Here is a 6,205-nt window from a genome sequence, read left to right on the forward strand (position 1 = left end):
CGCCTCGAATTGCTGAACTGGCCCGTCGTGCCCTTCGCCCAAGGAGCCTCAATTGCTCCACCATCCAAGAGCTATGGGGCACCCTCTGCAACTTTGCGAGCGCCAAATACGGCTGCATGAGTCATTATCTGGTCAATCAGATCCTTGTCATACCTCATCACCACCACTTGAAATCCGCGGTTCGCCAGTGCTTCACGAGTTGTTCGATCTTTCTCGCGCTGCTCCCTTTCGTCGTGAGGCGTCCCGTCACAGAACACACAGACATTCGGCTCGTAGAAGAAGTCGGGAATGCAGTTCGGCTCCTCGATGTGCTTCTGAGCCTCATCGGGCAACCGGTGGAAACCGTCGGCGAGCGTCTTCAAGAACGTGCGCTCAAGTTCCGACCGAGAGTCTGTCAGTGAGCGGAGCCATTCGAGATGCGCATACCAATCGCGGCCCTTGATCCGCGATAACGTCCTGCTCTGCGCCAAATCGAGTAAGTGTGCCAAAGCACGCTTACGATCCAGCAGGAGCGCTTCATGCTGGTTTCCATAGCTCATCAGACACTGGTAGCAGGCCGCGTGACACTCCGGACGCAGATCATTGCCTGCGGCGTCATAGTGGCAACGTGAAAGCGCCTTCGCTGCAATTCTGGACATGGTAGCAGAATCCGACACCAGCCGCTGCAGCACTCCGGCGCCACCTTCGCCACTTTCGTAGAGCAGGATCGATCGTTGCTCGCCGGCGCCGATTCTTTCGCCAGAGATCTCGGCCTCTTCGAGTTGGAAGACTGTTTCAAGACCGCGCTGAATGGCATATTGGATGGTGGACTCGATCTGCGGATCACGAAGTTCAGGCCGTACGAGGCGAATCAGCAATAGATTCTGAGCTCCCTGCACAAATAGCCTGGTGTTTTCAATACGGCGGGGCTGGGCCGGTCCGGAAGCTGCCGGCAAGCCAGCAGTCAGCACGTCTCCAGTTTCGTAATCGACAAGGAATCCCGGTTGGCTGGCTGACCGCCATCCATGATTAATCCGCAGCAGAGTTGCCGCGGGACCGTAAATCAATCTCAGCACAGCATCACTGCCACAGTAGACATCGGCTTCTTTAATCCGAAGCGCGCCACCTTCCCCTTGGGCGAACTGGAAGGCGGTCGAAAGGTCATACCCTCGACGTATCCTCTCTTCCTCATCGCAGGTGATGCTCTCTCTACGAACGCAGCGCACATTGGGCATCTCCAACAATTTGACCAACTGGCTGTTACTGCCGTCAAAGCGGATGTGACAATGCAGACACAGATCGCAAGATGTGTCATTAAATGCCCCGCAGGTGCTGCAGATGCGTTTCTGGCTCCGACGCTCTTCCAATCCTCCGGGTGGAGATTGAAATCCATCGACCTGCCACTTCGCCCCCTCGTGATAGAGCATGTTTCCGGGAGCTAACTCACGCAAGGCGAGGAAACGGGGCCGGGAGATATACTCCCCGCCCTTGCGTCGGCGGGGAACCCATGCCCTCACCGGTAAGGCTGGAAAGTTGTATCCCGGCAGGAACCCCTCACTGGCGAGGTAACGGTACGGATAGAAGTCCCCTTCCTCTCTACTCGTGCTGATCTGCAATAAAAGATTCCTCTGCCGTTCGGCTTCACTCTCGCGACGTCTCGCCCGCTCCTGATCCTCTGGCCGGCGTGCCCGGAATCTATCCTGCTGGGCCTCCTGCAACTGTTTCGTCGCCGTTTTGAAGAGTTCCCGCCAACGATCAAATGCCCGATCGAATTGTCGTGGCGCGTCTCGGACCGTTTGTTCGATCCACGCTTGCGAATACCACCCCGCTGCCATCAGATCGTCGAGATCATGTTGCAGAATTGCGCGAAGTCTCTCGCAGACTTCAAGGATCCCGGCCTCGTTCAACTGGATCGCCGCTGAGGCATGGGTGTTGAGGGGCAGATCGTCCACACCCGTGTCGATGACGCGCTCGATGGAGTCGCCCAACGGCAGGCGCACTTGAGCCAGCCACACAGCATGGGCATGTGCCCGAACGAGTGCCTCATTCGTGACATCAAGTCGCGGGGGACGCACGCTCCCGGCGACCATCTCCTCACGACGGTTGAAGAAGTATTGGTCATGACTGTTGATTGCGCCGCAGTAGGTGACAATCAGCCCGGGTTGACCTTGCCGCCCTGCGCGGCCGCTGCGCTGGGCGTAGTTCGCCGGCGTCGGCGGGACATTTCGCAGATGCACCAGATCGAGATCGGCGATGTCGATCCCTAACTCCATGGTCGGGGAGCAGACCAGGTACGGAAGCCGCCGGCCAAGATCGCGCACCTTGTTCACGTCCGATTCCTCCCAGCGGAATCTCCGTTCCCGTCGCTCCCGTTCGCCCGGTTCGACCACCTGCGCCGTGTGTTCGTGCGCCTCCATACCGGCGAGGACACTCGCGTCACCGGAATAGAACGCTTGAAAGAAGCGGTTCACCGGCGGTGCAGCGGTCCGGTACGACTTACCCGATGCTTTCTTGGAGTAGAGGGGATCCGGCGGAGGCGGGGCGCCGTCCTCGTGACGCCAGATCAGACACGCCGCATCCAGTTGAAACAGCTGATGATCATCCACTGACGGGAGACGCACCAGGAAGCCTTGGCCGACCAGCAACGCCAGCAACTCATCAAGCGTGGCCGAATACGCAGCCCCCTTCAACTTCAGTTGCTCCGCCAGGTATCTCCCGAGTTTCCCCTGACTGCCAAGACTCACGGCGTTTTTCACATCCCGATTCGATTGCCCCCAGAGGACGGCACAGTTTGCCGTCCGCATTCCGGGTGATGATTCATCCAAGCCCCAGAATTCATTGAGATGCTGCTCGGCCCGCTTTCGGATCTGCTGCTGGTTCGTCTCGTGTAGGCACTGGCAGGAAATGGCCAGCTTCCGGCGAAAGTGATCGAGCACTGTCCGCACTATGACGAGTCGCTCTTCCGGCTTCATGGCCAACAGTGTGGCGTCAAATCGCCATGGATCGTCGTCGGCACAGACCGCATCCAGCCCCCGGTAGACGATCTGCAACAGCCCGACGTTTTCGAGGTTGGGTTGGACAACCCTCCAACCCCGTCGCAAATCCTCATAGAGCCGGTATTCGGTGAGCTCCGTGAACGCCTGCCAGACGTCTTTTGCGGCCGGGGCACTCGGATCCAGGTCCGGATTGCTGGCAATGTCGCGGACCGTCAGACCGCTGTGGCTGACCACTTCCCGAGCCACACGATCAAATCCCAACTCTCGATGCTCCACCAAGGCGGCATGCAGTGCACATCGCAACAGCGCCATGTGTACAAAGTCATTGAAGTGCCCGGCCTGAAGCGACGCATCCTGACGGTTGTCCGTAAAGGTGAGCAGTTTGTCCTGCGGCAGACCCTTGGCTCCGGAATGCCGCAGAAGCGCTGTTGCCAGAACGGTGGTGGCGCTGCTGCGCTGTTCGCTGGACAACGACGCCAGTTTTGCGAATTCTGTCCCGCGCGCCGCGTAGAACTCCCCACAACACTGGCAGAGAGAGAATGGCGCCGGCTGGAACCACATCTTGATGGCGCCTTCAATGGCGTTGGCGTGGCAGGTGCCGTCAGAAGCGACCCAGACCTCGCGCGGGATTCGATCCTTGTGGGTCGATTTGATCCGCCCCTTGCGATCACGCCACTCGTCCGGGATCTGGTCCGGCGTCCAATCATCCGGCGACGGCGCCAGCATCAGATAGCCGGCACGCGTGTCATCATCCAGCGGCGCCACGCCCAAGGGATGCGGCAGGAGTCGGGTCATGTGGTCATCGATCAGGACATGGTAGTACTCCTGGCCGCAATGGCGGCAGAATCGGATCGGCAGGAAGATCTTCCCCTGGCCACCAACGATTTGTCCTTCAAGTGAGAATTCCCGAGTCTCGGCGCTTTCAAGCGTCGCGTACAACGCCCGCCCCTGCCCGATGAACTGATGGAGCTTGAACGCAAAGGCACGGCCGCCGTCCTCGCGCTCAAGTTCACCGCCCCGGACGAGCAGTTCGCGCAACCGCCGTTCGCAGGTCTCGTGATCGACACCGGTCATCGCCGACAAACGCTCAGCCGCCCCTTTCATCTCCTGCGGACGTCGCCGCTTGAGTCGTCCACCCGACTCGTCTTCAACGCCAAACTCGGATTCCGCCCAACGCGCCAGTGGATGGCGCCGGAACTCCGCAATCGTCCCGGGAACCGGGGTCGCCAGCGACGAGCGCAACTCGCCGACAGAGGGAATGCCTCCCTCGGTGAATGTGATCAGCGTCTCTTCGATGACATTGTCCGGCGCGACTACCCGTCCGAAGACCCGCGACGCGAAGGTGGCAACCGCCTCCCGTCGCTGCACGGGGGTCGCTTCGCGATCCGCAACCATGGTGGCGCTGGTCCCGACGCAAATCATGTCCTTGGCGGCGGACCGCTCCGTCAGCCGGCGGATCAGCATGGCGACATCGGCTCCCTGCCGGCCGCGGTAGGTGTGCAATTCATCAAAGACAAGGAATCGCAGCCCGCCCCCGACACGGTCGAGGAAGCGCAGATCCTCAGGACGGACCATGAGCAGTTCCGCCATCACGTAATTGGTCAGCAGAATCTGTGGCGGATGATTGCGCATCGCCTCGCGCTCTTCGGCGGTGGTATCGCCCGTGTACTTGGCGAAGGTGACCGGAAACGGCCGACTGTGACGGGACTCGTACAAGGATTTGAGCGTCAGAAGTGACTGGTACTGTGAATTGACCAGCGCATTCATCGGGTAGACCACCAGCGCCGCCACCCGGTCGCCAGTGTTGGGTTGACGTAGCAGCGAATCGACAATCGGGATGAAGTATGTGAGACTCTTGCCCGAGCCGGTGCCGCTGGTGACGACGTAGGATTTGCCCGCGAACGCCCGCTCGATACCTTCCACCTGATGTTGGTAGAGGTTGTAGGGTTCACCTGTCGCAGTGCGGAAGATGCGGGCCGTCTCGGAATGAATCGTCCCGCGCTGCGACAATTCATCGATGGTGGCCGCCCGGGCATAGGAGGGGCTGACCTGGAGTAGGAACTCCGGCCACAATTGGGCATCGTCGTTGATCGATTTGTCGATGAAGGCGCGCGCCCGGTCATCGGCCACCAGGAAGAACGACCGCACAAAGTCGCGGTAGTCGGAAAGCACCTTTTCATGCAGTTCGAAGATACTCATCGCAGAGAGTGTTCAATTGAACTGCAGCAACCAGTCGGCCGCCATGTGCAGCCGAACGGCCTTGGGCAGTTCGCGTGTGGTCGGACGCGACAGGGTGATCAGATGAAGACTTGCTCGTCTGTGTTCCATTGCGGCCTCTTGCAGCGCCCGCAACTCCCGCTCGGCCGTTTCCGGATCATCCAGTTCAGCGCAGACCTGAATCAACTCTTGACGCCCCTCGGGGTATCGGGCCAGAAAGTCCACTTCATACCCGCGTTGCGTCTTTACGTAGGCAATCTCGGCGCCGCGACGCTCCAACTCAAGAAGCACGCAGGTTTCCAGCGCCTTCCCACGGTTCTCTTTGCCGGACCGATCAAACACCGGTATAAGTCCCATGTCTATCGGGTAGGCCTTGCGCGGATTGACCATCCGTTTGCGCTCCGAGTCAGTCGCCAGCGATATAATACGAACAAGGAATGCGTCTCCCAAAGCCCCAAGCAGAAAATGCAGCGTATCTCGCGAGACCGCCAAGCCCTGTGACTTCAAGTCATTGTAAAACTTGCTGATGCTGAATTCGCCCGCGGCGTTCCCCAGTAGCTGCCTCACCATCCAGCGTAACGCTTGCGGGTTGCTTACATCGTATCGCTCGATAACATCGCGAAGGATTGCCACATCTATGTAGTTTTGCAGAAGCGCGAATCGATCCCGCCCCCCCAGACCCATCGCCTCCGGAAATCCCCCATTACTGAGATACTCACGCAGGTCTCGCTCCAATTTGGATCGGGAAGCTTTGGGCTCCCTCGTAGTGTTGCCCTCAGGCTCGCGGCCATGGTATCTCAAATACTCGCGAAAACTGAAGGGATGCACCAGCGCTTCCATCGCCCGTCCCCGCATGCTGGTGGCGACTTCGCGGCTGAGCAGCCGGGCCGACGAGCCCGACAGGAACAAATCGATCTTCTCGGTGTCCAGCAGGCGGCGCGCGAACAGTTCCCAGTTCGGAACGACCTGGATTTCATCGAGGAAGAACACCGCCTTGCGTTTGTCCCGCCACT

At 59.6% G+C, this 6,205-nt stretch carries 2 protein-coding genes; both read right to left on the bottom strand.

All coding sequences use genetic code 11. The features are described from left to right. Window positions 1-71: 71 nt before the first annotated feature. Complete coding sequence (locus VNN55_08195; protein HWO57532.1) at window positions 72-5,174, bottom strand: DEAD/DEAH box helicase; 5,103 nt, start codon at window positions 5,172-5,174, stop codon at window positions 72-74. A gap of 12 nt (window positions 5,175-5,186) precedes the next feature. Beyond that, the coding region (locus VNN55_08200; protein HWO57533.1) for an ATP-binding protein at window positions 5,187-6,205 on the bottom strand (1,019 nt) is incomplete at its 5' end.

It is taken from the genome of bacterium, from assembly GCA_035559435.1.
Classification (GTDB): Bacteria; Zixibacteria; MSB-5A5; order WJJR01; family WJJR01; genus JACQFV01.